The following is a 26293-nucleotide window of genomic DNA, read 5'->3' on the forward strand; positions in this document are numbered from 1 at the left end:
ATCCATGAACTCGCGCTGGTCGGCGCTCACCGTGCTGTGCGCCATGCAGTTGATGACGGTCCTGGATGGAACGATCGTCACCGTCGCCCTGCCCACCATCCAGAACGACCTCGGCTTCTCCCAGGCGGGCCTGTCCTGGGTGGTCAACTCCTACCTGATCGCCTTCGCCGGTCTGCTGCTGCTGGCCGGACGCCTCGGCGACCTGGCCGGCAGCAAGAAGGTGTTCCTGTTCGGGCTCGCCGTCTTCACCCTCGCCTCGCTGCTGTGCGGCGTGGCGACCAGCCAGGAGACGCTCATCGCCGGACGGTTCCTGCAAGGCGTCGGGGCCGCGCTTGCCTCCGCCGTCGTGCTCGGCATGATCGTGGGGCTCTTCCCCGAACCCGGCGAGCAGGCCAGAGCCATGGGCGTCTACGGCTTCGTCTCCGCCGGCGGCGCCTCGGCAGGACTGATCGCCGGCGGGGTCATCACCGAAGCCCTCGGCTGGCACTGGCTCTTCCTGGTCAATCTCCCGATCGGCGCAGTCGCGCTGCTGGCCGGCGGGCGGATGCTCAGCCGGGATAACGGGCTCGGACTGCACGCAGGCGCCGACGTCCTCGGGGCAATCCTGGTCACCACGGGCCTGTCCCTCGGGGTGTTCACCATCGCCCAGATCTCCGAATCCGGTCTGAACCCCTGGTACGGCGGGGCCGCCATCACCTTGCTGGCGGCGTTCGTCGTACGCCAGGCCAAGGCCTCCAGGCCGCTGCTGGCGCTGCGCATCTTCCACAGCAAGGAGATCGTCGGCGCCAACCTCGTGGTGGTGCTCGTCTTCGCCGCCGGCTTCGGCTTCCAGTTCCTCAACGCCCTGTACCTGCAGCGCGTGCTCGGCTTCGACTCGATGCAGACAGGTCTGGCCTTCCTGCCGGCGCCTCTGGTCATCGGCGCCCTGTCGCTGTTCTTCTCGGCCAGGCTCACCGCGCGCTACGGCACCCGCCGCGTCCTGCTGGTCGGGCTGCTGGCACTCGGTGCGGGCCTGGTCCTGCTCAGCCGGGCGCCGGTCGGCGGCGACTACTGGACCGACGTCGGCCCCTCGCTGCTCATCCAGGGCTTCGGCATGGGCCTGACGATCCCGGCGGTGATCATGAGGGCCATGTCGGGCGCCGAGCCGACCGACGCCGGGCTCGCCTCCGGGCTGAACAACACCGCACAGCAGGCCGGCGCCGCAGTCGGCCTGGCGGTGCTGGCGACGGTCGCCACCACGCGGAGCGGCTCACTCGTCGCTCAGGGCGAAGAGGCCCTCACCGCGCTGCGTGACGGCTACAGCCTGGCCTTCCAGGCCGCCGCCGGGTTCGTGTTCGTGGCCCTGATCATCACCTACGTCGTCCTCAGGGACGCCCCCGCCAAGCAAAGGATCCCGGTATGAGAGTCGGAGTCATCGGCGCGCACGCCTCCCGCGGCTGGGCGCGCGCGGTCCACCTGCCCGCCCTGCTGTCCCTTCCCGACTACGAGATCACCGCGGTCGCCGGCACCAGCCGGGAGTCCGCTCGCCAGGCGGCCGACGTGTGGGGCGCCAAGCACGCCTTCGCCGACCCCCAGGAGCTGATCTCCCATCCCGACGTCGACCTCGTCACGATCTCCGTGCAGCTGCCCCGCAGGGACGGGCTCGTCGAGGCGGCGATCAGCGCGGGCAAGCACGTCTACAGCGAGTGGCCGCTGGCCCGCTCCGCCGAGGCCGCCGAGCGCCTGCACGCCCTCGCCGAGCAGGCAGGGGTACGGCATGCCGTCGGGCTGCAGAGCAGGCACCACCCGGCGATCGGGTACCTGCGCGACCTGGTGGCCGACGGCAAGGTCGGCGAGGTGATGTCAGCCTCGCTGACCTACTCCCTGTCCTCGCCCGAGGTCTGGTCCGTGCGGTACGCGGACCTGTTCGACCACACGAAGGGGGTCAACCACCTCGCCGTCGTGGGCGGGCACTCGATGGACATGTTCGGCTCGGCCGTCGGGCACTTCACCGAGATCTCGGCGACGCTGGCGACCCGTATCCCGCGCATCACCCTGCAGGAGACAGGCGAACAGATCACTGTCACCTCTCCCGACCAGATCGCGGCCGTGGGCCTGCTGGAGTCCGGCGCCGCCGCCTCGGTGCACATCATGACCGGCGGGCCGCGGGGCGAGGGGTTCCTGATCGAGGTCCACGGGCGGGCGGGACGGCTGGTGCTGGATTCGGCCGACGACTCGCTGGTCGGCCCCGAGTTCACGCTGTCGTTCTCCGGCGGCACCGGCGGAACGGTCGTGCTCCCCGTGCCCGATCGGTACGTCCCGATGCCCTCGGACGCTCCGCCCGCCGTACGCAATGTTCGTCAGGTCTACAGGAATCTGGCGGCCGGAATTCCGACCGAGCCGGACTTCCTCACCGCCGTCCGGACGCACCGGCTGATCGACGCCATCAAGCGCTCCGCCACGACCGGCGAGCGGCAACACCTCGGCTGACATCTCCTGGCCTGATGCTGTGAGAGCCGTCCGCACCGCCGTCACAGCATCAGGCGAGGCCCGTCACGGATCACCCGGGGTCAGCCGACCTCGTAGACCTGCCCGGTCTGGTGTCCCTCGATCGAGCGCAGGTAGGCGTTGGCGGCCTGCCGTACCGGCACCGGCTCGAAGCCGGCGAAGAGCTCGCCGTAGGCGTCCATCGATTCGGTGAAGACGGTCGGGCTCACCGCGTTGACCCGTTGCGGCAGCTCGATGGCCGCGGCGCGGACGAAGGCCTCGATCGCGCCGTTGGCGAGGGACGCCACGGCGCCGGTGCGCAGCGGGTCGCGGGCCAGCACGCCGCTGATCAGCGTGAACGATCCGCGGACGGTGGCGGCGCCCTGGCGCACCAGTTCGACCTGGCTGGTGACCTTGCCCGTGATGCCGTCCAGCACGTCCTGGTGGTCGAGCCGGTCGAGCGGCAGCCATGGCACACTGCCCGCCGCTGAGGCGACCGCGTCCACCTCGCCCAGCTGCTCGTACATCGCGCGGATCGATGCGGGGTCGGTGATGTCGACCGGGACGTCGGAGCCCTTGCGGGACGCCGTCACGATCTCGTGGCCGCGCTCGCGCAGCACCTCATGGATGCCTCGGCCCAGCGTTCCTGTCGCTCCCACGAGCACAATTCTCATGAGCCCAGCTTCGCTGGAGCACTATCGTGAAGTCTAGCTACCTGAACTTCAGGACCTTTTAAGATGTGCTTGTGATTGATGTGAAGCGGCTCGTCCTGCTCAGGGACTTCGCCGAGTACGGCACCGTCACAGCCGTCGCCGAGCTCCACGGCGTGACGCCGTCCGCGGTGTCGCAGCAACTGCGGATCCTGGAAACCGAGGCAGGCGCCGCTCTCCTGCGGAGAGAGGGACGGATGGTCCGGCTCACCGCCGCGGGATCCACGCTCGCCGCCGAGTGCGAGCAGGTGCTGGCGGCTCTCGAACGCGCGAAAGGCGCCGTTCGCGCGCTCGACGGCGAGGTGGGCGGCGAGCTGGTGATCGGCTGCCTGCCCAGTGGACTGGAAACGCTGGCAGCGCCGCTGGCATCGAGCCTGGTGCGCGCGCATCCGGGGCTGCGTGTCCGTATCGTCGAGGCCGAGCCCGAGGAGGCGCTGCCGCTGCTCAGGCAGCGCACTCTCGACGTGGCGCTGACCTACCGCTACCCCCACCTGGGCATGCCCCTGCCGGAGGGGCTGGTCGCGCAGGCGCTGTTCGACGATCCGCTCGTGCTGGCCGTACCGGAGGAACTGGGGGAGATCGACGGTCTGGCCGCGCTCCCGCACCAGCCGTGGATCACCACACCGGCGCCGAGCGCGTGTCGCGACGTGATGACGCACGCCTGCCAGAGCGCGGGCTTCACCCCGGTCATCGAGCGCAGTTACCGCGACCTCCGCTCCGCGCTGGCGCTGGTCGCCGCGGGCCTCGGGGTGACGATCCTGCCCATGATGCTGTGCAGGACGCCGCCGCGGGGACTCGCCCTCATCACCCTGCCGGGCAAGGGGCGGACGATCGAGGCCGTGGTCCGCGCAGGGACGGAGTCCCATCCGGCCATCGCCGCCGCCCTCCATCACCTTTCTGTCAGTGAATCAGCGGTCGTTCCGGATCCACCAGCCGGAAGGCGGGCGGGCGATGTGCGGGCCGGCAGGTGACGCCATCGTCGAGGTATGGGAACACAGGGGATACCCGCGCTCTTGGTCACCGGCTGCACAAGAGCTTCGGAGACCATGTCGCGGTCGATCACGTCGAGCTGACGGTCCCCGCAGGATCGTTCTACGGCCTGGTCGGGCCGAACGGCGCGGGCAAGACGACGACCCTGGCGATGGCGGTGGGCTCTTCAAGGTGCTGGGCGGGGGAACAGCAGGACCGGTCGGTCCGCCAACCGGCAGGGACGTAGGGTCGGCATCATGACGGACCCGTACCCCCCATCGCGGTGGGAGCGACGCTTCGATCGCCTCGTCGAGGTGGTCCCCTTCATCTGCCTGGGCACCGCGGCGGTCATCAGCCTCTCGGCGCCTGACCAGCCCTGGGAGAAGCGGCTGGTGACGCTGGGGCTGGCGGCAGTGGCACTGGCCTGGATCCTCTGCGCCCACGTGCTGCTGCCCGCGCGATGGCGGCAGCGAACGGGTGTCACCGTCGTCCACTTCGTCGGCGTGCTCGTCACGGCGGCGATCCTGACGCTCCACGATCCGATCTTCGCCATCCATACGATCTCCGGATTCTTCCTGGCCGCCCAGTTCGCCCCGTCGAGGTGGACGTTCGCCGCGGTCGCCGCCACCTCCATCGTCCTGTACGGCACCGTCCTGGACTGGTCGGAGGCGAACGTGCAGTTGGTCCTCTTCCACGCCGCGATCGTGGCCGTGCAGACGCTCTCCATCGGCGGCGGCGTCATGATGAGCATCAAGATCGAGGAGCGGCAGCTGAAATACCGCAAGGCCCTCGCCGACCTGGAGGCCATGATGGAGGAGAACGCCGGGCTGCAGGTCCAGCTGATGACGCAGGCCCGTGAGGCGGGTGTGCTCGACGAGCGGCAGCGGATGGCCAGGGAGATCCACGACACCCTCGCCCAGGGCCTCACCGGGATCATCACGCAGCTCAGGGCGGCCAAGAGGGTCGAGGACATGCGCCCGCACGTCGACCTCGCGCTCACCCTCGCCCAGGAGAACCTGGCCGAGGCGCGGCGGTCCGTCCAGGCGCTGAGCCCGCTCGAGCTGGAAGAGGCCCACCTGCCAGAGGCCCTGTCGGCGATGGCGCGGAACTGGGCCGGCGGCTCGGGAATCGACCTGCACGTCGAGGTCACCGGAGAGAGCCGGCCGCTCAGCCCGGCCATCGAGGTCACCCTGTTCCGCGTCGCCCAGGAGGCCCTGACCAATGTCGCCAAGCACGCCGGCGCCTCACGGGTCGGCCTGACGCTCTCGTACGCCGGCGACGTCGTCCTGCTCGACATCCGCGACGATGGGGCAGGCATCGGCGCCGAGAGCGGGAGGGGATTCGGGTTGAGCAGCATGAGGCAGCGCGTCCGCGGGGTCGGCGGCACCCTGGAGATCGAGAGCACCCCCGGCGAGGGGACCGCCGTCAGCGTCGGTGTCCCGGCCCTGCAGGCGGTCACGGCATGATCAGGCTGCTGATCGTCGACGACCACCCGATCGTGCGTGGCGGCCTGCGCGCCGCCTTCGAGGCCGAGCCCGGTATCGAGGTGGCAGGCGAGGCGTCCAACGGCCGCGAGGGCGTCGAGCGGGCCGGAGCCCTCGCCGTCGACGTCGTCCTGATGGATCTGCGGATGCCGGAGATGGACGGCGTCACCGCGATCGCCGCCATGCGTGAGGCTCACCCTGAGATCAAGGTACTCGTGCTGACGACCTTCGACAGCGACGCGGACGTGCTGCCCGCGATCGAGGCGGGGGCCACCGGTTACATGCTCAAGGACGCCCCGACCGAGGAGCTCCTGCGGGCCGTGCACGCCGCCGCGGCAGGCGAGCCCGTGCTGTCGCCGTCGGTCGCCGGACGGCTGATGGGCCAGATCCGCAAGCCCACGAAGGCCGTCCTCACCGAACGGGAGCTGCAGGTGCTCCAGCTCGTCGCCGACGGCGCGTCCAACCGTCAGGCCGCCGCCAAACTGTTCATCAGCGAGGCGAGCATCAAGACGCACCTGCTGCACGTCTACGGCAAACTCGGCGTGCGCGACCGGGCCGCCGCCGTGGGCGAGGCCTACCGTCGCGGCCTGCTCGCCTGAGCACCGGCGGGGGTCGCCGGCCTGGAGCCCAGCCTCGCCCCCTCCTGATGGAGGGGGCGAGGGAGGACGTCACGGCTTGTCGGGCCGCTCCGAGATGCGGACGAAGCTGACGATCGGCGCGCCCTTACGCGCCGCGAAGCGCACGTTGAGCTGCCCGTCGGTCACCTTCACCGTGTGCTGCCTGGTCACCGCGGTGTAGGTGCCCGCCTCGAGCGCCAGGTCGAGCGCCGGGATCGCCAGCTGGCCCTCGACGATCACGTCGAACACGCGCCTGCCCATCCCCGTCGACCTGGTCTCCGCGAAGCCCAGCTCGACGGTGTACGTGCCGGAGGGGACGTTGTCGAAGCGGTACTCCAGCATGTTCTCCCTGACCCGCCTGAACAGCTCCTGTTCGGTCGTGCCCTTGATGGTCCTCGTCGTGGTGTGCGTCGAGGTGGAGGTGGCCACGTAGCCGTGTGCGCCCTGGGCGTACTTCCTGTCTGCGGTCCAGGTGTCGCCCTCGCCGTCCGTCAGGGCCCTGGCGCCGCCCGCGTCGACGGCCACCTGGAGCTTCGGCACCGCGACCGTCACCCTGATCTCGATGACCGGCTGGCGACCGCTGGCCGAGCGGACGGTCAGCGTGCCCGCCCGTACGCCGCCCGGCTGGAGGCCGGCGCTGGAGACGGAGATCTTCAGCGCCGCCGACTGGCCCTTGGCCAGCTCTCCCGCGGCCGGGGCCACGGTGAGCCATGCCGCGTCGGCCGTCGCGGTGTAGGCGGTGGGCGAACCGAGGTTGGTGAGCTCCACCGTGCGGGCCCTGCTCGCCTCCGCGGGCATCACCACCGTCACCTCGGCCACAGAGGCGCTCACCCTGCCGGTGACGAGCGCGGTGTCGATCCTGGTGAGCGTGCCGGGCGCGATCGTCACCTGCTGGGAGAAGGTGCCGTAGTGCTCCCTCGAGACCTCCACCGTGTAGTCGCCCGACGGCACCTGCCCGTAGAAGGCGCCGTCCGCGCCGGTGGTGAACGTCGCCACGTCGCCGATCTTCACCTGGGCCCCGGCGAGCGGGTCGCCGTCGTTGGCGTCGGTGACGGCGCCGATCGCCAGGCCGTGCCTGCTCGCCGTCACCGCCAGGCTCTGCCCGTCGGTCAGCGCCGCGGTGTTGTAGGAGTACAGCAGGCCGTCGGTGCCGCCCGCGTTCTCGATGCCGACGGTGGCGCTGGAGCCGCGTTCCCGCTCGCTGTCCACGTCCTTGTAGCGGTAGCCGATCGAGCCGTCCTCGCCGAGCAGGACGGAGAACGACATCCGCTGCGTGGTGTCGGAGTAGAAGGTGACGTTCCGCCACTCGATCACGAAGGTCCTGCGTGGTGCGGTGCCGCTCGTCGCGGTGTAGACGCCCGCCTGGGCGTCCACCGACAGGTCGTCCCAGAACGGGTAGACCGCCAGGTTGGGTGCGCCGGTCGAGGGGAGGGTGGTGTTGCTGCCGGTGGTCGCCCTGTCGGCCGCGAAGGTGGCGAAGCCGTTGGTGGTCACCCAGGCGCGTGACTGTCCCGTGCCGTAGTAGGGGACGGTGAACGGCAGCGTCACCTGCGTCGCCTCGTCGTCGCCCGTGAGCGCGAGCCTGTCGGTGCCCGCCACGTAGGCGTCGGAGCCGCTCCTGCAGGTGTAGCCGAAGTTGTCGCCGCGCAGCGGCAGCTCGATGTCCTTGGTCACGTCGCCCGCGACGCTGACCTCGGCGGTGGCGCTGCTGGAGCAGCGGGAGGCGGGCGTGACGGTGAGCTCGTAGGCGCCGTGCGGCAGCGTCAGCCGGTACCTGCCCGAGGCGTCGGTGACCGCGCTGACCGGCGTGCCCCTGGCGGCCACCGTGGCGCCGGCCTCAGGCGCGCCGGCGGTGGTGACCGTGCCCGACACCACCGCGGAGGCGGCCGGGGTCAGCGTCACGTCCGTCGTCGCGCTCTGCTCGGCGACCACCGAGGCGGTCGCGGTGGCCTGGCCGTAGCCGAACTTGGTCACCGTGATCTGGTAGTCGCCCGGCACCAGGCGCGGCAGGCTGTAGGCGCCGTCCTGCGCCGTGGTCACGGTACGGCTCAGCGGGCCCGTCACGGAGACCGTGGCGCCCGCGAGCGGCGCCCCCTCCGCGCTGACCGTGCCCTTCAGCTCGCCGAGCCCCTCGCGTGGCGCGGCGTTGACGGCGGCGAAGGCGTCGAGGCGGCCCTCGCCCCACACGTTGTTGTCGGCCGCGGTGCCGCCGCAGGTGGTGTCGCTGACGTCGATCGCGGTGCTGTCGAGCAGCGGCCGGGTCGCCGCGATGTCCCCCTGCAGGCGCGGCGAGGCCGACCAGATCAGCGCCACCGTGGCCGCGACGTGCGGCGAGGCCATCGAGGTGCCGGTGAAGCTGCTGTATCCGCCGCCCGGCACCGACGAGCGGACGTTCACGGCGGGAGCGGAGATGTTGGGCTTGATCTCGCCGTTCTCGCCCTCACCCTTGCTGGACCGGTTGTAGACGACGTTGTTCACGTCGAACCCGCCGGTGCTGTAGCTGGCCACGTACTGCCCTGGCGAGCCGCTGGTACGGCAGGCGGGCCCCTCGTTGCCGTTGGCGAACATGGGGAAGATCCCTGCCGCGATCCACGCGTCGACCGTCGCCTTGTACCAGGGGTCGAAGCCCGCCCCGCCCCAGGAGTTGTTGACGATGTCGGGAGCCAGGTCGGGGCGCGGGTTGGCGCCGGTCAGGTCCGTCGGCGCCAGCACCCACTGACCGGCCGCGAGCAGCGAGGCGTCCGTGCAGGTCTGGCCCTCGCAGCCCTTGGCCGCGATCCACGTGGCGCCGGGCGCGACGCCGATGCCGGAAGCGCCCACCATGGTGCCCATGACGTGGGTGCCGTGGCCGTTGTTGTCACACGGGGCCGGGCTGGGGCAGATGCCCGCCGGGTCGAACCAGTTGTAGTTGTGGTCGTGACCGCCTGCCGAGGTCCTGCCCCGGTACTGCGCGGCGATCTCCGGGTGGTCGAACTGCGCGCCGGTGTCGATGTGCGCGACGACGATCCCCTCGCCCCTGGCGCCCAGCTCGTTCCAGACGCGGGGCGCGTTGATCCGGTCCACGTTCCACTCGACCGCGTTGACCTTCGCCTCCGCCGTGCCGGGGACGGGCTTGGGCAGGGAGAGCGTCCTGACCGGCTCGATGGCCGTCACCTCGGGCAGCTCGGCGATCTCGGCGGCGAGCTTGGCGTCGGCTGTGACGGTGACCGCGTTGACGATCCAGAATGGCGTGAACTCCGCGTCGCGCGCGTCGAGCAGCTTGCGGAGGTTCGCCTGGGAGGACCTGGCGTGCTGTGACTTGGCCGTGTAGACCTGCTTGGCCTTGTCGTCCTTGGTGGTGGCCCGGTGCGCGGCGGTGAGGCTGGCCTCGCCCTTCAACCGCACCCAGAATGTCGCCTTGTCGTCCTTGGCCAGGTCGGCGCGGACGGCTTCACTGATCTTCTGCGGTTCCGGTGCTGCGTGGGCCAGGCCGTGGGGGAGGAGAAGGGAGAGCACGGCGAGGATCCCTAACAGGACCGCTCGACGGCGCCGGGGGGTGTGGGTCACAGACGCTCCTAGACGATCTTTACCTCCATGTGGACGAAGCGTGACTCCCGTCAGTTACCTTTTCAAGGGGCAACTGCGGCATATGTGGGAATTGTGACCTGTCGGCTCTCGGGGCGTCGTGTGCTGCGGACGGAGGGTGACGGGGGACCGCCGCGGCGTTGCGCCGCGGGCACCGGGGAGACCGGTGTCAACCGCCGCTGGAGGCCGACCGTCTGGTGTTCAGCTGGTCGAACCCGACCGCGACAAGGATGAGCACGCCGATGGCGATCTGCAGGTAGAAGGCGTTGATCGCCAGGAGGTTGCCGCCGTTGTTGAGGACCCCCATGATCAGGGCTCCGGTGGCGGCGCCGATCGCGCTTCCCTTCGCGCCGAACAGGCTCGCGCCGCCGATGACACAGGCGGCGATCGCGCTGAGCTCGAAGCCCGTGCCGGCGGTGGGGATGCCCGCTCCCAGCCGGGAGGCCAGCAGCACCCCGCCGAGACCGGCGAGCAGGCCAGAGATCATGTAGACCGAGATCGTCACCATCCGCACGGGTACACCCGCGAGGCGGGCCGACTCGGGATTGGAGCCGACGGCGTAGATGTAGCGGCCGAAGACCGTCCGCGTGAGCACGAACCACATCACGGCGGTGACCGCGGCGGCGACGATGAGCAGGTTGGGAATGCCGAGGATCGTGCCGTTGGCGATGACCTGGAACGCCTCGGGAACGCCCTGGATGGTCTGGGCGTCGGTGCTGACCAGGACTATCCCGCGGGCGATGCCGAGCATGCCAAGGGTCGCGATGAACGGCGGCAGCAGGGCCCTGGTCACCAGCAGGCCGTTGACGACCCCGAGCGCGGTGCCGATCCCCACGCCGAGCAGGATCGCCGGCACGATCGGCATGCCTGCGACCAGGAACTGCGCGGTGGAGGCGCCTGACAGGCCGAGGATCGACCCGACCGACAGATCGATCCCGGCGGTCAGGATGACCAGGAGCTGGCCGACCGCGATGATCCCGAAGATCGCGACCTGCCGGGCGAGGTTGGACAGGTTGTTGCCGGTGAGGAACTCGTCGCTGGCAAGGGTGAGGGCGCCGATCGCGACGAGCAGGACGACGAGGCCGCCGCTCTCTCGTCCCGCGATGTCCCCCAGCGTGATGACTCGCCGCCTGGGCTCGGCCTGCTGCTCGGGCGACAGCCTGGCCCTCGGCACCGTCTCCAGCCCCGGCCCCTCACCGCCCGGCGGCTTGTTGGTGATCGTCGTGGTCTCGATCGGCTCACGCCAGATCAGCTTAGGCATCTCGGCTTCCCCCTCCTGGGTCGTCGGGCGTCGGTGGAGTCGTGCGCCCAGGCGCTCGGACCTCACCCGAGACCGATGCGGTTCCGTCCGAGGCCGCGGGCGTCGCGGTCGCGTCCTCGGCGGCCGGGACCTCGGCGCCTCCGCTGCCGCTGGCCAGGCGGAGCACGTCCTCCTCGGTGGCCGATCCCGGAAGCTCGCCCGCCACCGCCCCGTCGCGCAGCACCAGGATGCGATCGGCGAGACCCAGCAGCTCAGGGAGGTACGACGACACCACGATGATCCCCAGCCCCTTCGCGGCCAGGTCTCCGATGACGGTGTACAGCTCTCCCTTGGCCCCGACATCGATGCCCTTCGTGGGCTCGTCGAACATCAGTACCTTCGGCTTGGTGAGCAGCCATCGGGCGAGCAGGACCTTCTGCTGGTTGCCGCCGGACAGCGTCGACACCGGCTGGTCGTAGGAACCGGCCCGCAGCCGCAGGCTGTCGAGCAGCCGATCCGCCTCCTCGACCTGCTCGCGGCCGGGCAGCAGCCCGCGGCGGGAGCCGCTGCGCAGGCTGGCGATGGTGACGTTCTCCCGGATCGAGAGCTCCGGCAGCAGTCCCAGCACCTTCCGGTCCTCGGTGAGCAGTCCCACCCCGGCGTTCATCATCGCGCGTGGACCGGACGGTTTCACCGGCTTGCCGTCGACCTCCAGCTCACCGGCCACGACAGGAGCGGCGCCGAAGACGGACAGCAGCAGACCGCTCCGCCCCGAGCCGAGCAACCCGCCGATGCCGAGGATCTCCCCTGCTCCGACGTGGAGGTCGATGCTCGGCGAGCCCTCGAACCGGCGCAGCCCCCTGACCCGCAGCGCGGGCGTTCCCGCGTGCCGGTGGGTCTCCGGATAGAGGGAACTGATCTCCCTGCCGACCATCGCGGTGATCAGCCGGTCCTCGTCGTAGTTGCTGATCGGCCCCGTCTCGGACAGGCTCCCGTCCCGCAGCACGGTCACCCAGTCGCCGATCTCGAACATCTCCTCGAGGCGGTGGGTCACGTAGAGCATCGCTATGCCGCGCTCGCGCAGCCGCAGGATGTGCTCGAGGAGCCGTGCGGACTCCGCCTCGGTGAGCGCCGTGGTCGGCTCGTCGAACACGATCACCTTGACGGAGTCCGCGGTCAGCACCTTGGCGATCTCCACGAGCTGGCGCGTGGCCGCAGGGAGCCGCTCCACGATCGCGTCCGGGCTGAGGTCCGTCAGCCCTACCTCGTCGAGGGCCTGCCTGGCCCGGGTGCGCAACCGGTTCCTTGCGATGATCCCGGTGCGCGAGGGGAGGCGGCCCATGAACAGGTTCTCCGCGACCGACAGGTGGGGGAGCAGGCTGAGCTCCTGGTAGACGGCCTGCACGCCGGCCGCGCGCACCGACGCGGGGGTCGGCGCGGTGACGGGGTGTCCCTCGATCTCGTAGCTGCCGCTGTCCCTGCGCAGCGCGCCCGTCAGCACCCGGATCAGGGTCGACTTGCCCGCGCCGTTCTCCCCCGCCAGGCAGTTCACCTGACCGGGGACCAGGCTGAGCGAGACGTCGCTCAGCGCCTGGACAGGGCCGAAGGCCTTGGAGACGCCCTGCAGTTCCACCACGGCCTGGACCATCACTCCGCCTTCATCGTCGGCGGGTTGAGCAGCTGCTTCACGTCGGGCTCGCTCATGTTCTTCTTGTCCGCCACGACCGCCCCAGGGTCGATGTCACGCGGCGGGATGCGGTTGACCGTGGCCATCCCCGCGGCCAGGACCCCCTGGTAGCCGAAGAAGTACGGGTTCTGCACCACCAACGCGTCGATGGTGCCCGCGGCGAGCGCGGCGTTCTCCTGCGGGTCGGAGTCGAACGCCACGACGGGGACGGTCTCGCTGGCGTTGTTGTCCTGGATCGCCCTGGCCGCGCCGACCCCCGAGGTGTTGTTGTCCGCGAACACCCCCGCCAGATCGGGGTTGGCGGTCAGCGCGTCGTTGACCTGCGACGCCGCGGTGTTGATGTCGTTGTTGTTGAAGCGCTGCAGCGTCACCTTGACCTGCGGGCAGTTCAGCGCGAGGCCCTGCTTGAAGCCGGCGTCCCTGTCGACCAGTGACTGGATGCCGGCGACGGAAGACTCGATCATGACGCTCCCGCTCGTCTTGTTCTGCGCCTTGAGCAGCTCGCACATCCGCTTGCCTGCCTGCATCCCGGCCTTGAGGTTGTCGGTGCCGATGAACCCCTCGGAGGCGGTGGTCACGCGGCTGTCCACGGTGATGACCTTGAGACCCGCCTTGCGCGCCCTGTCGATCGCCGAGTTCAGGGCGCTGGAGGAGTTGGGCGCGATGACCAGCCCGTCGACGCCCCTGGAGATGGAGTTCTCCACCAGTTGGACCTGCTGGTCGATGTTGGTCTCGGACGTGGGGCCGAAGGTGCTCACCTTGATGCCGAAGTCGCCGCCTGCCTGCTTCGCTCCGGCGATCATGGTCTGCCAGAACGAGGAGTCACTCGCCTTGATGACCACGTCGATCTTCTTGCCGCTCGCCGCCCCGCCCGAGCCTCCGCCGGTCGCCTGGCTGGCCGAACTCGTCGCCCGGCCTCCCACCACCCCGAGCACCAGTGCCACCAGCGCGATGGCCAGGACGAGTGAGAGCGAGAAGACGATACGTGAGCGAGCCATGACGGCCTCCTGAACTGCCCTCCCTATGGGCGCCTCAAAGGGCTTTCACGCTCGGTCGCGAACCTTGACGACGAGCGCGGACAGCGGTCGGGGTGCACCCATGGAGAACTCTTCATTCAACAAAAACTCACAACCATCGGTCGCTTCCAGCAAAGCTCTGGAAGTGTCCCGGTGGAAACATGTGAAAGGAAAAGAACTCATTACTCGCGGCGACATGTCATCGCCGGCTCCATGGGCGACGAGCCCGTAGCGACGACTCGCTCCCCGCGGATCGACCCTCGGGCCGCAGCGGGGCCGCGACCTCGGGCGAGAACTCCACCTCCTTCGCGATCGTCCAGGCCGGCGTTCTGGAGATCCAGTGTTCCGATCTTCCCAACGGGCGTGTCCGTCCTCGCGTGGTGCCCCGGCTCCCTGCAGGCGATCGTGTAGCGGGTCTCATGGTGATCGCTCTGCGGACGACTGGAGCCGCCCTGAGCTGCGGCTGGTCGCTCTCGATGGCCGTGAGGTGGGCCTGACGCGATCTCGCGGGGGGAGGGCAGGCGAGGGCAAAAGCGAGGTGTGCTCGATGGCGGTTCAAACCAGCGCAAGGTAAATCTTTTGTCCGGAATGGTGCGGTTTGTTCAAGTAATCGCTACCTTCTTGCCACATCGCAACGTACTGACCGGCGACTTGCCTTCACCCCCGAGGGCGGCCGGTCGGCCGCCGAATCCCATCGGTGACGGGCACGTCCCGTCATGGGAACCGGGGACCCACTTGGTGTGGAGCGATCCACGCCCGGGGTGAATCCACCATGCGTGGTGGTAGGGCGACTCCTGGCCCGAACCCGTCAGCTAACCCGGTAGGCGGTCAAGGAGAAAGGTCATTCCCCCAACCTCATGCCATCCATCGTGGACGGGCTGCTTGACGCTGCCCAAAGGGATCTCGGCTACCGGGAACAGAGCAACGGCTACACCAAGTTCGGCGAGTGGTACTACGCCAACGTGGACAAGAGCGACTCCTACTTCAAGACCGCGCCCTGGTGCGACATGTTCGTCACCTGGGCGGCCCACCAGGCCGGTGTCGAGGAGTACGTCGGAGAGTTCGCCTACACCGTCGACCACGCGAAATGGTTCAGACAGCAGGACGCGTGGAGCGAGGAGCCCGAACCGGGCGCCATCGTCTTCTTCGACTGGTCCGGCGGGGACAGCGTCGAAGGCATCGACCATGTCGGAATCGTCGAGAAGGTGGACGGAGCCAAGGTCTTCACGATCGAGGGCAACGCCGACCGTGTCTGGCTCAAGCGCAAGGAGCGCGACCCGGGCAAGATCGTCGGCTACGGCCTCCCCAGGAAGGTGCAGGAGAACCTCGGCGCGCGCGTGGAAAGCGCCTCCGAGCAGGTGGAGAGCGCGGCCGTCGGCAGCGCTTCCGAGCCCCCGATGAAGGCCTCGGCGGTGCAGCACGTCTCCGTTTCAGCTCGGCAGCCGTTCGCCGGTGTGACCTCTGAGCTGCCCCAGGTTCAGGACGCGACCGCTTCGGCCGCCGTGCTCGTCGCGCTGCTGTGCACCGCTGTGGCGGTCAAGCGCGTCAGGGACAGGCGACCGGCCCACGCGGTGGGCGGCGGTGGCCGAAGCCACCGGGCATCCGGGTGGAGCAGGGACCTGTTCGCGTAGGGGAGGCTCTCCGGCCGAGCCGTGCGGCTCGGCCGGAGAGCGCCCCCCGCCAGGCGGACGGGCGGGGGTGTCTCAGTTCGACAGCAGGGCATCAGTCGTCCTTCCGCTCGTTCGGGCAGCAGCCGTCGGCGCACCCGGCCGAATCCGGGGCCGAGAGGTCGGTGGCGAGCGGATGCGGGGCGCAGCAGGCCTCCCCGCGCCAGGCTTCACGACCCTCCTTGACCGCCACAGCGGCGATCACGAGGGCGGCAACGGGGTCGGCCCATGACCAGCCGAACAGGCTGTTGAGCGCAAGCCCGACCAGGAGCACCGCCGACAGGTAGGTGCACAGCAGCGTCTGCTTGGAGTCGGCCACGGCCGAGGCGGAGCCGAGCTCGCGACCGGCGCGCCGCTGGGCGGCCGACAGGAAGGGCATGACGACCAGGCTGAGCCCTGCCAGGACCAGGCCGGGCGTGGAGTGGTCGGCCTCGCCGGTGCCGAGCAGGGCGCGTACGGCGTCGAAGGTGACGTAGGCGGCCAGGGCGAAGAACGACAGCGCGATGACGCGCAGGGCCGTCCTCTCGCGCTCTTCGTGGTCGGCGCCGGAGAACTGCCAGGCCACCGCGGCGGCCGAGGCGACCTCCACGATCGAGTCGAGGCCGAAGCCGACCAGCGCGGCGGAGGAGGCGACGGTGCCCGCGGTGATGGCCACCGCGGCCTCGATCACGTTGTAGGTGATCGTCGCGGCGACCAGCAGGCGGATGCGGCGCCGTAGCGCCTCGCGCCGGTCGGCGGACGGCCCGAGGCCCGGCGTGTTCAGCGCGGTCACGACGGCCTCGGCTGCGCCGCCAGGCCGGGCATCGGGCACAGGGCGACCGCGTGGCCGGTGGCGGACAGGAGCTGCTCGGCCGAGGCGAGCAGGTCCATCAGCTCTGGCCGGGTCAGCGAGTAGAACGACTGCCGTCCTTCGGCGCGGTAGTCGACGAGGCCGCAGTCGCGAAGACAGGCCAGGTGTTTGGAGACGGTGGACTGCGCCAGCCCGAGCTCGCCGGTCAGATCCACCACCCGCGCCTCGCCCCGGGCCAGTCTGGCCACGATGCGCAGCCGGGTCTCATCGGCCAGGGAATGGAACAGCGCCGCCGCGGGCGGCAGTCCTGCCGCGATGTCGGCGCTCACACACCGGCCAGCATCATTGATCGCCATACCGCGATGATAGCTCTTGCGGGCGACGACTTGGCAAGGGGGAGGCGGTCGCGACCGGCGATCGCACCGTCGGCGACGCCTGGGCCGCAGGTCCGTCACATGATCGCCAGCTGGCCGCCGTCGATGACCAGCTCGGTGCCGTGGACGAACGCCGCGTCGTCGGAGGCCAGGAAGGCGTAGCCCGCCGCAACCTCCTCCGCGAACCCGGCGCGCCCGAGCGGGATGTGGTCACGCTCGTACGACGAGACGAAGTCGCCGTCGAGCCCGGCCGAGATCGCCGAGTTGAGCGGCGTCCTGATGTAGCCGGGGCACAGCGCGTTCACCCTGATGCCGTGCTTGCCCAGCTCGACGGCCATGGTCCTGGTGAGAAGCAGGACGCCGCCCTTGGAGGCGTTGTAGTGGGCGTAGTCCGCCTCGCCGCCGAGGCCGTTGGTCGAGGACATGTTGAGGATGACGCCGCCCTCGCCGCGCTCCACCAGGTGGCGCGCCACGGCCTGGGCGACGAGGAACATGCCGCGCAGGTTCACCGCGATGATCGTGTCCCAGTGGTCGGGGGTGATCTCGAGGAACGGCTCGCGCCATGCCGTACCGGCGTTGTTGACCAGGACGTCGACCCCGCCCATCGCCGCGATCGCGCCCTCCACCAGCCTGGCGACGTCGGCCTCGGCGCGGACGTCGCCCGCCAGGCCGCTCACCTCGCCCAGCGGGGACAGCTCGGCCACGGTCGCGGCGACCTCGGCCTGCTCGAGCCCGCCGAGCACGACCCTGGAGCCCTCCTCGAGAAACCTGCGGGCCGTGGCGGCGCCGATGCCGCTGCTGCCGCCGCTGATCAGCACTCGCTTGCCGGCCAGTCCTCGCATGACGTCCCTGCTTTCAACGCACCGCGCCGCGGGCCGCGACGCGTAGCTCGGTGATGACCTGTCCATCTTCGACGCCGTGGGCCAGGTCGAAGAGGTTGACGACGGAGCAGGCGTGGCTCGGGATGAGCGCCGCCCGCGTCCCCACGGGCAGTTCGCCGTGGTGACCAGGCTCCAGATGCGCGACGGCGTGCTCCTCGTTCAGGAACTCCATGTGCGCGTACGGCACGCCCGCGACCCTGATCCAGTCGGGTGAGCCGCTGCCGTCGGAGGTGAGGCACTTGGTCCCCGCGTCGAAGACCACGCGCTCGGGCGTGGGCCTGGCGATGACGGTGGACAGCACGCGGGCGGCCGTGGTCGCCTCGCTCGCCACGCCGAGGCGCATCATCGAGGCGTCGTTGAAGATGTAGGTCCCCGGCCTGATCTCGGTCACGCCCGCCACCCCCGCGACGTGCCTGGCGGTGGGCGTGGAGCCGACGCTGATCTCGCGCAGCTCGATGCCGTCGCGGGCGCACAGCTCGGCCGTGGCCACCAGGTCGGCGCCCTCGCGGCGGGAGGTCTCGGCCAGCTCCTCGGGGGTGCGGGAGTGGTAGGCGTGGCCTGCGAGCGTGAGCAGCCCGACGACCTCGACGCCGGGGATCGCGGCGATCTCGGCCACCAGGTCGGCGGTCGGCCGGCCGGGAGGACGGCCCAGGCGGTGCTGGCCGGTGTCGACCTCCACCAGGACCTCGACCGGCGGCCCGCCCAGGCGGCCGAGCCCCGCGGCGACCTCGGGGGAGTCGAGGCTGACCCGCACCCTGGCCCGCTCGCGCAGCGCGGCCAGGCGGCGGAGCTTCGGCTCGCCCCAGATCGGAAAGGCCAGCAGGATGTCGTCGATCCCCGCGTCGGCCATGATCTCGGCCTCGCCCAGCTTGGCGCAGGTGATACCGGTCGCGCCCGCCTCGAGCTGCATCCTGGCCAGTTCGGGCATCTTGTGCGTCTTGACGTGCGGCCGCAGCCTGACGCCGTTGCGCGCGGCCACCTTGGCCATCTCCGTCACGTTGGCTCTGACCGCGGCGAGGTCGATGACGAGCGCAGGGGTGTCGATCTCGGGGTACATATCCCGAAATTAACATCCATTCCGCCTAGTGCACCAGCGTTCCGTTATATGGAATAGCGCGATGGCTGCCCAAGACCCTTGACAGCCGCATCGCATGCTGGTGTTCTTGCGCTAATTCGGAATGCCGTTCTGCGATACGGAATGAGGAGGTCCGCGATGAGGGCGTTGGTGTTCACCGGCCCTGGTGTCGTCGAGATCCGCGAGGTGGCCGAGCCGGAGGTCGGTGACGGCGAGGTCCTGGTCCACGTGGTCACCTCCGGCATCTGCGGGAGCGAGCTGCATGGCGTCAGGACGCCGGGGTTCAGGGTGCCGCCGCTGGTGATGGGGCACGAGTTCGCCGGCCGTACGGACGAAGGGACCCAGGTGATCGTCAACCCGATCCTGTCGTGCGGCGCCTGCGACGTGTGCGGGATGGGTCTGCGGAACGTGTGCAGGAAGCGGCAGATCGTCGGCGTGCACCGGCCGGGCGGCTTCGCCGAGCGCGTGGCCGTACCCCGCGAGGCGATCACCGCGCCGCCCGTCGAGCTGGACTGGACGGCTGCGGGCATCGTGGAGCCCGCGGCGAACGCGGTGCACGCGTGGTCGCTGGCCGGGGCTCCCGCGGGGGCGCGGGTGGGCGTCATCGGCGCGGGCGCGATCGGCCTCGCCTGCCTGCAGGTCGCCCTCTCGGGCGGGGCCGGGGGCATTGAGGTGGCCGACCACGCGGAGAGCCGGCGCGCGATCGCGCGCAGCCTCGGCGCGGACGCGGCCGTGGCCGAGCTGACCGGCGAGTACGACGTGATCTTCGACGCGGTGGGCGCCGCCGTCACCCGCGAACGGTCGCTCGCGTTGCTACGGCCCGGTGGGGTCGCGGTGTGGCTGGGCCTGGCCGAGGCCGTCGCGGGCTTCGACGCCGCCGGGCTCGTGCGCGGCGAGAAGCGGGTGCTCGGCTCGTTCGCCTACACCGACGCCGACTTCGCCACGGCCGCCGAGCTGGTCGGCGGATGGGACCTCAGCTGGGTCGGCACCTTCCCGCTGATCGAGGGGGCGGCGGTCTTCACCACGCTGATGAACGGTCACAGCGTTCCCGTCAAGGCCCTGCTCACCCCCTGAACCGAGGCAGCCGTGGACATTCCCCTCTCCCAGTACCGCCCGATCTCCCAGCTCACCGTGCCGGTCACCGTCGTCGAAAGGGCCCGCGTGCCCGCCGTGGACGCGCACGTCCACCTCGGCCGCTGGCTCACCGGCGACGGCGACTGGATGGTCAAGGACGTGCCCGCGCTCCTGGCGACGATGGACGGGCTCAACCTGCGCGGCATGGTCAACCTCGACGGCCGCTGGGGTGGCGAGCTGGCCGCGAATCTGGAACGTTACGACGCCGCCCATCCAGGCAGGTTCGCGACGTTCTGCCACGTCGACTGGTCGTGGACCGCCGATCCCGGCCATGGCTTCGGCGAGCGGCTGGCCGCGCAGCTGCGCGCCTGTGTCGCCGAGGGCGCCGCGGGGCTCAAGGTGTGGAAGGACGTCGGCCTGCGCCGCCGCGACCATCGCGGTGAGCTGGTCATGCTCGACGACGAGCGGCTCGCGCCGCTGTGGGAGGCGGCGGGGGAACTGGGCGTCCCGATCGCCCTGCACACCGCCGACCCTGTCGCGTTCTTCCAGCCGATCGACGAGCGCAACGAGCGGGTCGAGCAGCTGGCGGCCCGCCCCGACTGGGCGTTCTCGGGGCCCGGCTTCCCCCGCTTCGAGCGGCTGATGGAGGCCATGGAGTCGATGGTCGCCGCCCACCCCGCGACGACCGTGATCGGTGTGCACGCCGGGTGCTGGCCGGAGAACCTCGGCTGGGTCGGCGGCATGCTCGACCGTTACCCCAACTTCCACATCGACCTCGCCGCCCGCATCGCGGAGCTGGGGCGCGCGCCCCGCGCGGCTCGAGAGCTGCTGGTGCGCCACCCCGGCCGCGTGCTGTTCGGGACCGACGAGATCCCGCCTGACCCCGAGGTCTACCGCATCCACTTCCGCTTCATGGAGAGCGACGACGAGGCCTTCGCCCACTCCACGCAGGACCCGCCGCTGATGGGACGCTGGACCATCAGCGGGCTCGACCTGCCCGACGACGTGCTCGCGCGGGTCTACGCGGGCAACGCGCTCGCACTCGTGCCGAGGCTGGCATGAAGACTCGTGCCGAGGCTGACGTGAACGGGTGGCCCCGCCCCCGGCGGGGCCACCGCGCGCGCTCACTTACACGGCTTGTACGGCTTGTCGTACAGCGAGTAGTCGCTCGCCTTCTTGATGGAGTTGAACTTCAGCTGGTTGGCCTTGGCGCAGAAGCTCCCCGGCGAGGTCTTGTACTCCACCTGGAAGACCGGCTTGCCCGCCCTGACGAAGGCCGACAGGTCGGCGCACTCGCTGTACTGGAAGCACTCCTCGTTGACCGCGTAGTCGAAGACCGACACCAGGTCCTCGATCTGGCTGAGGTCGTTCTTCAGCGCGACGGACAGGCCCTTCCTGTGGGCCAGGTCGGCCAGCGCCCTGTTGTAGATCAGCTGGGTCTCCGGGCTGATGTCCCAGCCGGTGACCTCCTTGCCCTCCTCGTGGGCGTGCACGACGTCGAACTCGACCCCGTCGAACCCCGCCTGCACGCACTTGTCGACGCGGGGCTCCATCATCTTCAGGAGGAAGTCACGCTGGCCCCTGTCGTTGTTGATGTTCGCCCAGCGCTCGTTCGGGAACTCCTCGCTGAACGGTTTGCCCAGCAGGGAGTTGCCGTGGCTCTCGTGCCAGTCGACGAACTGCTGGTAGTCGGGCCTGAACTCCTCGATCGACCCCGCGTCGATGTAGCAGACGGCCTTGGCGCCCTTGGCGTGGATGGCCTTGACACCCGCGGTGTTGAGCGTGGAGTTGTTGCCCGCGATCTCGGCGTCGACGTACAGGTCGATGTCGAAGACGGTCGGGCGCACGCACGCGCCGCCGGTCTGCGGCACCTCGCAGATGTTGACGTTGATGCCGCCGGTCGAGGCGTAGGCCTTGTTGCCCTGGAGCTGGTACTGCCAGCGGCTCTGCACCGGAGGGCGCCAGATAGCCGCGCTCGCCGCCGCCTCCGTGCCCTTGGCGGCGCCAGGGGCGGCTGTCGCGGCGGCCTCGGCGGACGCCGTGAGGCCGAGCGCGGCGACCGGCAGTAAGGCCGCGACCGCGGTCAAGCGGGTGGAGATGGATCGGAAACTGACCAACGCACTCTCCTTCTATTCCATATAGCGGAATGATATTCCGCCATTAAGGAAATCGGGCATGATCGGGGGTTGTCAACCTTCCTCTTGACGTCGAGACTTCCGCAAAACAGATGAAAAGCGCCAATCCTCCGCCTCAACAAGATCTTTCCGTATAGCGGAACTCTAGTCTGTATCGCGGATGGGTGGCTATACTCGCCGCACGCAGTGGGCCGTCACGCTCACCGTGTGCTCTGTGGAGGGAACCCCATGGCACGCATAGTCTTCGTCGGCGCCGGCAGCGTCGAGTTCACCAAGAACGTCCTCTCCGACATCCTGACATTTCCGGAGCTCGGAGAGTCCAGCCTGGTCCTGCACGACATCGACCCCGAGCGGCTGGCCACGGCCGAGGCCATGGCCAACTGGATGGTCACGGAGCTCGGGCTCGGCGCCAAGGTGGAGGCGCACCTCGACCGCCGAGCCGCCGTGGACGGCGCCGACTACGTGATCAACGAGATCGCCGTAGGCGGGCACGCCGCCACCCGTGTCGACTTCGAGATCCCCCGTCGCTACGGCCTGCGCCAGACGATAGCCGACACCCTCGGCATCGGTGGGATCTTCCGGGCGCTCCGTACGATTCCGGTGATGGTGGGCCTCGGCCACGACCTGGCCGAGCTGGCGCCGCAGGCGCTGCTCCTCAACTACACCAACCCGATGGCGATGATCCCCCGCGCCGTCTACCAGGGAACGCCCTTCAAGAACGTCGTCGGCCTCTGCCACTCCGTCCGCGACACCCAGGCCAGGCTGGCCTCGCTGGTGGGCATGCCGGAGGAGGAGGTCTCCTTCGTCACGGCGGGCGCCAACCACCAGGCGTTCGTGCTGAAGTTCGAGCACAAGGGCCAGAACCTCTACCCGGCGCTGGACGAGGTCATCGCCCGCGACCCCGAGCTGCGCAGGACCGTCAGGGTGGAGATGTACCGCCGCTTCGGCCACTTCCCGACCGAGTCGAGCGAGCACGGGTCGGAGTACCTGCCCTGGTTCCTGCACCACGACGACCAGGTCGAGCACTTCCGCATCCCCGTCGAGATCTACCTGCGCTGGTCGGAGGAGAACCTCGACACCTACGAGGAGACCAGACGCAGGCTCGCCGCGGGAGAGGGCGTCGAGATCGAGCCGGCCATGGAGCTGGCCTCCGAGGTCATCCACTCCATCGAGACCGGCACGTCGAGGGTCGTCCACGGCAACGTGCGCAACGACGGCCTGATCGCCAACCTGCCCGTCGACGCCTGCGTCGAGGTGCCGTGCCTGGTCGACAGGTCGGGGATGCACCCGACCAGGATCGGCGAGCTGCCGCCCCAGCTGGCCGCGCTGAACAGGACGTTCCTGAACGTGGGCGAACTGACCGTGAGAGCGGCCCTCGAAGGCCGCCGCGACCACGTCTACCACGCCGCCATGCTCGATCCCAACGCCTCGGCCACGCTCACGCTCCAGCAGATCCACGACCTCGTCGACGAGATGATCGAGGCCCACGGCGAGCTGCTTCCCGAGGGTGTCCGATGAGGCGGGCGCTGGCCGCCGCGGCGGTCCTCACCCTGGTCGCGACCGGCTGCGGCGGCGGCACACAGGACAAGCAGGCGGCGAGCGGTCCTGTCGAGATCACCATCTGGCACGGCCAGGAGGACGCCTCCGCGAAGTCGATCGAGAAGCTGGTCGACCGGTTCAACCAGAGCCACCCGGACATCAAGGTCAACACCGAGTCGGGTGGAGCCACGGCGGACGGCATGCTGCCCAAGATCACCGCGGCGCTCACCTCCGACTCCTACCCTGACATCGCCTACCTCTACGGCTCATGGGCGCCCAACATCGCCAGGAACACCAAGACGGCCGACCTCACGGAGTTCGTCAAGGACCCCGCCGTCCAGTGGAAGGACTTCTGGGCCAGCGAGCGCGAGGCCGTCACCGTCGAGGGCAAGGTCATCGGCTTTCCCGCAGTGGTCGACAACATGGTCGTCCTCTACAACAAGAAGGTGCTGGCCAAGGCGGGCCTCCAGCCGCCGAGGGCGGGCTGGACCTGGGACGACTTCAGGGCGATGGCCAAGCAGGCCACCGACGCCCAGGACGGCGTCTTCGGCACCACCTGGCCGATCAGCGGCGGCGAGGAGGCGGTCTGGGGCCTGTGGCCGATGATCTGGCAGGCCGGCGGCGACATCCTCACGCCCGACCACAGGAAGGCGGTCTTCAACTCCACGGCGGGCCAGCAGGCGCTCGGCAGGCTGCGCGCCATGGCGGTCGACGACAAGTCCGTCTACCTCGACTCCAGCCCCGCGGAGAAGGGGCAGAAGCTGTTCGAGTCCGGCAGGCTCGGGCTGTTCCTGTCGGGGCCGTGGGTGCTGCCCGACCTGCAGGCGGCGAAGGTCGACTACGGCGTCTCGCCGCTGCCCGGCACCAACGGCAACCACGAGACCATCTCAGGGCCCGACAACTGGGTGGTCTTCGACCACGACGAGCGCAGGGTCAAGGCCTCGGCCACGTTCCTGGCCTGGCTGACGGCCGCCGAGCAGCAGCTGGTGTGGATGGGTGACACGGGCTCGCTGCCGATCAGGGAGTCGATCACCAAGCTGCCCGGCTACCAGGACTACCTCGACAAGTACCGGGGCATCGACGTGATCTCGGCCAACCTGGCCAACGCCAGGCGGGTCAGGCCGGCGACCACCAGGTACCCGAGGGTGTCCGCCTTCGTGGCCGAGGCCGTCGCGCAGACCCTGCTCGGCAGGAGCGATGTGAAGACGGCGCTCGACGAGGCGGTCGCCAAGTCGGACGCGGCGCTGGCCGTACCTGGATCATGAGCAGCACCGCGCTCAGCGCCTCCACCGCCGCGCACAGGCGCTCGAAGGACCGCAGGAGGCTCGGCGACAACATCGCCGGCTGGTCCTTCGCAGGGCCGGCGACGCTGGTCATCCTGGGGTTCTCGCTGGTGCCCATGGCGTGGGCGCTGGCGCTGTCGTTCACCGACTCCGACCTGATGACGCCGGGGCGCAACGTCGGGCTCGACAACTACCGGGCGCTGCTCGAGGACCCGGTGTTCTTCCAGGCGCTGCGGAACACCGGGCTGCTGCTGGTGCTCTACATCCCCGCATCGCTCGTCGCGGGCCTGCTGGTCGCGGTGCTGCTGAACAGGAAGGTGCGCGGGATCGGGTTCTACCGGACCTGTTTCCTCGTGCCCTACATCGTCTCGGCCACCGCGACGGGCCTGCTCATGGGGTTCATCTTCGACCGCGACTTCGGCCTGGCCAACGGGCTGCTCGCCAAGCTGGGGCTGCCGATCCAGGGGCTGCTCAGCAGCCCCTCGCAGGCGATGTTCGTCCTCACCCTGATCTTCTTCTGGACGCGCTTCGGGTTCTCCGTGGTGATCTACCTGGCCGCGATCCAGGAGATCAGCAGGGAGGTGATGGAGGCCGCCTCGATCGACGGCGCGGGATGGTGGACCACCTTCAGGCACATCATCGTGCCGTCGGTGCGCCCGATGACGATCTTCCTGGCGGTCTGGGGCGTGATCGACGCCCTGCAGTTCTTCGACCTGGTCATGACCACGACGAAGGGCGGCCCCGCCAACGCGACGGTGACCATCGTCTACTACGTCTGGCAGCTCGCCTTCACCTACTCCACCGCGGGCTACGGCGCTGCCGTGGCGTACGTGCTGTTCGCAGGGACCCTGCTGCTGATCGTCGTGGGCCTGCTGGTGGCGCGGCGGAGGGGGGTCACGACGTGAGACGCCTCCGCCTGCCCAGCAAGTGGCACCTGGTGCTGGCGCCGATGTCGGCGGTGGTCCTGCTGCCGTTCGTCTGGCTGGTGCTCAGTTCCGTGATGACCCAGGCCGAGCTCAACAGGTTCCCTCCGGCGATCTGGCCGGAGGGCGTCGACCTGGGCGGCTACCGCACGGTCGTCGAGCGCTCGAACTTCCTGCGCTGGTTCCTCAACAGCGTCATCGTGTCGGGAGCCATCGTGCTGGCCCAGGTCGTGCTGTGCAGCATGGCGGGCTACGCCTTCGCCAGGATCAGGTTCGTCGGCTCCAAGCTGGTCCTGGTGCTGGTCATCGCCACGGCCTTGATCCCGTTCCAGCTCACGGTGATCCCGACCTTCCTGATGTTCAACCGGATGGGGCTCACCGACACGCTCGGCGCGCTGATCGTGCCGCAGCTCAGCTCGGCGGTGGGCATCTACCTGATGACCTCCTTCTTCCAGTCCTTCCCCAAGGAGCTGGAGGAGGCGGCGCGCATCGACGGCTGCTCGCGCGTCGCGGTGTTCTACCGGGTGGTGCTGCCGGTGGCCAGGCCCGCACTGGCGGCGCTCGCCGTCATCACGTTCATCACGGCGTGGAACGACCTGTTCTGGCCGCTGGTGGCGATCAACTCGGAGGACAACTACACGGTCCAGGTGGGTCTGACGACCTTCCAGGGGCAGCACCGCGCCGACTGGCCGGCGATCATGGCGGGGACGGTGATGACGACGCTGCCGGTGCTGGCGGTCTTCCTGTTCGGCCAGCGCCGCTTCGTCCAGGCGCTGACCGGCGCGGTCAAGGGCTGACG

General features: G+C 69.8%; 23 protein-coding genes and 1 riboswitch. Of the genes, 13 read left to right on the forward strand and 10 right to left on the reverse strand.

The window, feature by feature from the left end:
• The first annotated feature begins 4 nt into the window (after nt 1-4).
• Together FHR33_RS37295 and FHR33_RS37300 are read left to right on the forward strand one after the other, a co-directional pair.
• Nucleotides 5-1402: an MFS transporter gene (locus FHR33_RS37295; RefSeq protein WP_221241406.1), complete on the forward strand. Its 1398-nt coding sequence runs from the start codon at nt 5-7 to the stop codon at nt 1400-1402.
• A complete protein-coding gene (locus FHR33_RS37300) occupies nt 1399-2469 on the forward strand; it encodes a Gfo/Idh/MocA family protein (RefSeq protein WP_183658127.1) in 1071 nt (356 codons plus the stop codon). The genes FHR33_RS37295 and FHR33_RS37300 overlap by 4 nt, the downstream gene beginning before the upstream one ends.
• 80 nt (nt 2470-2549) lie before the next feature.
• On the opposite strand, the gene FHR33_RS37305 is transcribed toward FHR33_RS37300, so the two are convergent.
• Entirely contained in the window at nt 2550-3140 is a 591-nt protein-coding gene (locus FHR33_RS37305; protein ID WP_183658130.1) for a short chain dehydrogenase, read from the reverse strand.
• A gap of 71 nt (nt 3141-3211) precedes the next feature.
• Between FHR33_RS37305 and FHR33_RS37310 the strand changes: the two genes are divergently transcribed.
• The 4 genes from FHR33_RS37310 to FHR33_RS37325 are packed head-to-tail and all read left to right on the forward strand — an operon-like array spanning nt 3212 to nt 6228.
• The gene (locus FHR33_RS37310; RefSeq protein ID WP_183658133.1) at nt 3212-4147 is read left to right on the forward strand and encodes a LysR family transcriptional regulator; all 936 of its coding nucleotides are present in this window, start codon (nt 3212-3214) and stop codon (nt 4145-4147) included.
• Entirely contained in the window at nt 4144-4392 is a 249-nt protein-coding gene (locus FHR33_RS49350; RefSeq protein ID WP_376773265.1) for an ATP-binding cassette domain-containing protein, read from the forward strand. The genes FHR33_RS37310 and FHR33_RS49350 overlap by 4 nt, the downstream gene beginning before the upstream one ends.
• A gap of 10 nt (nt 4393-4402) precedes the next feature.
• Nucleotides 4403-5611, forward strand: a complete 1209-nt coding sequence (locus tag FHR33_RS37320; protein ID WP_183658136.1) for a sensor histidine kinase — start codon at nt 4403-4405, stop codon at nt 5609-5611.
• Nucleotides 5608-6228, forward strand: a complete 621-nt coding sequence (locus tag FHR33_RS37325) for a response regulator (RefSeq protein ID WP_183658139.1) — start codon at nt 5608-5610, stop codon at nt 6226-6228. Before FHR33_RS37320 ends, FHR33_RS37325 begins: the two co-directional genes overlap by 4 nt.
• 69 nt (nt 6229-6297) lie before the next feature.
• On the opposite strand, the gene FHR33_RS37330 is transcribed toward FHR33_RS37325, so the two are convergent.
• From FHR33_RS37330 to FHR33_RS37345, 4 genes are all read right to left on the reverse strand, one after another.
• Nucleotides 6298-9741, reverse strand: a complete 3444-nt coding sequence (locus FHR33_RS37330; protein ID WP_312895895.1) for a S8 family serine peptidase — start codon at nt 9739-9741, stop codon at nt 6298-6300.
• 238 nt (nt 9742-9979) lie between these two features.
• On the reverse strand, nt 9980-11071 hold the full coding sequence (locus FHR33_RS37335; RefSeq protein ID WP_183658144.1) for an ABC transporter permease: 1092 nt from the start codon (nt 11069-11071) through the stop codon (nt 9980-9982).
• The gene (locus FHR33_RS37340; protein WP_183658147.1) at nt 11064-12698 is read right to left on the reverse strand and encodes a sugar ABC transporter ATP-binding protein; all 1635 of its coding nucleotides are present in this window, start codon (nt 12696-12698) and stop codon (nt 11064-11066) included. The genes FHR33_RS37335 and FHR33_RS37340 overlap by 8 nt, the downstream gene beginning before the upstream one ends.
• Nucleotides 12698-13735 (reverse strand): ABC transporter substrate-binding protein, encoded by a 1038-nt coding sequence (locus FHR33_RS37345; RefSeq protein ID WP_183658150.1) that lies wholly within the window; start codon nt 13733-13735, stop codon nt 12698-12700. The genes FHR33_RS37340 and FHR33_RS37345 overlap by 1 nt, the downstream gene beginning before the upstream one ends.
• Nucleotides 13736-14425: 690 nt before the next feature.
• Nucleotides 14426-14595, forward strand: a riboswitch (cyclic di-AMP (ydaO/yuaA leader).
• Between the two features lie 15 nt (nt 14596-14610).
• Here FHR33_RS37345 and FHR33_RS37350 point away from each other — a divergent pair.
• Nucleotides 14611-15384 carry a CHAP domain-containing protein gene (locus tag FHR33_RS37350; RefSeq protein WP_183658152.1) on the forward strand — a complete coding sequence of 258 codons (774 nt, stop codon included), beginning with the start codon at nt 14611-14613 and terminating at the stop codon, nt 15382-15384.
• A 91-nt stretch (nt 15385-15475) separates the two neighbouring features.
• On the opposite strand, the gene FHR33_RS37355 is transcribed toward FHR33_RS37350, so the two are convergent.
• From FHR33_RS37355 to FHR33_RS37370, 4 genes are all read right to left on the reverse strand, one after another.
• A complete protein-coding gene (locus FHR33_RS37355) occupies nt 15476-16192 on the reverse strand; it encodes a cation efflux transmembrane domain-containing protein (RefSeq protein WP_183658155.1) in 717 nt (238 codons plus the stop codon).
• A complete protein-coding gene (locus FHR33_RS37360; RefSeq protein WP_183658158.1) occupies nt 16189-16566 on the reverse strand; it encodes an ArsR/SmtB family transcription factor in 378 nt (125 codons plus the stop codon). The genes FHR33_RS37355 and FHR33_RS37360 overlap by 4 nt, the downstream gene beginning before the upstream one ends.
• Before the next feature lie 95 nt (nt 16567-16661).
• Nucleotides 16662-17426 carry an SDR family NAD(P)-dependent oxidoreductase gene (locus FHR33_RS37365; protein ID WP_183658161.1) on the reverse strand — a complete coding sequence of 255 codons (765 nt, stop codon included), beginning with the start codon at nt 17424-17426 and terminating at the stop codon, nt 16662-16664.
• Nucleotides 17427-17439: 13 nt separating this feature from the next.
• Complete coding sequence (locus FHR33_RS37370) at nt 17440-18522, reverse strand: alanine racemase (protein ID WP_183658164.1); 1083 nt, start codon at nt 18520-18522, stop codon at nt 17440-17442.
• Nucleotides 18523-18678: 156 nt separating this feature from the next.
• Here FHR33_RS37370 and FHR33_RS37375 point away from each other — a divergent pair, with 156 nt between their 5' ends.
• Nucleotides 18679-19614 (forward strand): zinc-binding dehydrogenase, encoded by a 936-nt coding sequence (locus FHR33_RS37375; RefSeq protein ID WP_183658167.1) that lies wholly within the window; start codon nt 18679-18681, stop codon nt 19612-19614.
• A 12-nt stretch (nt 19615-19626) separates the two neighbouring features.
• A complete protein-coding gene (locus FHR33_RS37380) occupies nt 19627-20676 on the forward strand; it encodes an amidohydrolase family protein (protein ID WP_183658170.1) in 1050 nt (349 codons plus the stop codon).
• 62 nt (nt 20677-20738) lie between these two features.
• Here FHR33_RS37380 and FHR33_RS37385 read toward each other — a convergent pair whose 3' ends face one another.
• Nucleotides 20739-21731 carry an endo alpha-1,4 polygalactosaminidase gene (locus FHR33_RS37385; RefSeq protein ID WP_183658172.1) on the reverse strand — a complete coding sequence of 331 codons (993 nt, stop codon included), beginning with the start codon at nt 21729-21731 and terminating at the stop codon, nt 20739-20741.
• A 246-nt stretch (nt 21732-21977) separates the two neighbouring features.
• Between FHR33_RS37385 and FHR33_RS37390 the strand changes: the two genes are divergently transcribed.
• The 4 genes from FHR33_RS37390 to FHR33_RS37405 are packed head-to-tail and all read left to right on the forward strand — an operon-like array spanning nt 21978 to nt 26291.
• On the forward strand, nt 21978-23267 hold the full coding sequence (locus tag FHR33_RS37390) for an alpha-glucosidase/alpha-galactosidase (protein WP_183658175.1): 1290 nt from the start codon (nt 21978-21980) through the stop codon (nt 23265-23267).
• A complete protein-coding gene (locus tag FHR33_RS37395; protein WP_183658178.1) occupies nt 23264-24553 on the forward strand; it encodes an ABC transporter substrate-binding protein in 1290 nt (429 codons plus the stop codon). The genes FHR33_RS37390 and FHR33_RS37395 overlap by 4 nt, the downstream gene beginning before the upstream one ends.
• Nucleotides 24550-25476: a carbohydrate ABC transporter permease gene (locus tag FHR33_RS37400; RefSeq protein WP_183658181.1), complete on the forward strand. Its 927-nt coding sequence runs from the start codon at nt 24550-24552 to the stop codon at nt 25474-25476. The genes FHR33_RS37395 and FHR33_RS37400 overlap by 4 nt, the downstream gene beginning before the upstream one ends.
• The gene (locus tag FHR33_RS37405; protein WP_221241407.1) at nt 25473-26291 is read left to right on the forward strand and encodes a carbohydrate ABC transporter permease; all 819 of its coding nucleotides are present in this window, start codon (nt 25473-25475) and stop codon (nt 26289-26291) included. The genes FHR33_RS37400 and FHR33_RS37405 overlap by 4 nt, the downstream gene beginning before the upstream one ends.
• Nucleotides 26292-26293 lie beyond the last annotated feature (2 nt).

This window comes from Nonomuraea dietziae (genome assembly GCF_014195505.1).
GTDB classification, from domain to species: Bacteria; Actinomycetota; Actinomycetes; order Streptosporangiales; family Streptosporangiaceae; genus Nonomuraea; species Nonomuraea roseola.